An 858-nucleotide genomic window follows, 5' to 3' on the forward strand; every position below is an offset into this window, starting at 1 on the left:
CCTTTCAACCAGCCCTCTACCAACGTCTACTGGAATTCCATTGTTTTCAGCACTGAGACAGTCATCAAACTTAAACGCAGCGTAATCATCGTAATCATCCATATCTAACGGATTAATCGTATCTTGCGCTCTTGCTCGGACGCCGAGCACCAGATTGGCAATGCGCACACCAGACTCTTGACTGATTTTTTGGTTATATCGTGTTGTATAGTCCAGTAATTGTGTTGCTGCGATGATTCCAAATATTGCCATCACAATGAGCATTTCAAGTAATGTAAAACCCGTGCTGTATCTACTTTTCATATAACTAACCACGCACGATCAACTTGAGCGACAGTTTGTAGCCAACACTACTTTTAAGGTGGCTATTTTTTTGAGGATACTCGAAGCTTTTTACTTTCCAATGCCAAGGAGACACGGTATCAAAAGCGTCAACGAATTTATAAAGCTCAGATGGTGTTGTCGTGTAAACATCTAACTCTTGGACATAACGTACTTTTGACAGCTCATTAAACTTCACCATATCTTGATAGCTGTATGGAAGGTTCTTTTTTGGCTTAATATCAAGGTAAACTTGTCCATCTTTGTATAAATTGACAATGCCGTTCATTTCATCCACCAATTCCATCACATCACTAAGTGGAGGCTGACTATCTACGCAATCTTCTTCCAATGATGCTTCTACAACAGAAGTCATTGAAAAGTTATTAATACTCAACGAAGTAAACTTTTGATCAAACGAGTAATTGAACTGACTTTCACCGTCAAAACTAGCATTCAGTTCATCTAGCAGGAAGCGAATGGCATTCACTGCTGATTTCTTGTCTTGCACCGAAGGGGAAATCTTAAGGCTTGCAT

Annotated in this window: 2 protein-coding genes; both read right to left on the reverse strand. The window is 39.7% G+C overall.

Translation table 11 applies throughout. From position 1 onward, the window contains the following. Positions 1 to 303 (reverse strand): type II secretion system protein J (locus KIV40_RS33245; protein WP_285353660.1); only part of this gene is annotated, 303 nt, incomplete at its 3' end. Between the two features lie 4 nt (positions 304 to 307). Further along, positions 308 to 858: hypothetical protein (locus KIV40_RS33250; RefSeq protein WP_285353662.1), on the reverse strand; the 551-nt coding region annotated here is incomplete at its 5' end.

The sequence above is a fragment of the Vibrio sp. D173a genome, from assembly GCF_030248475.1.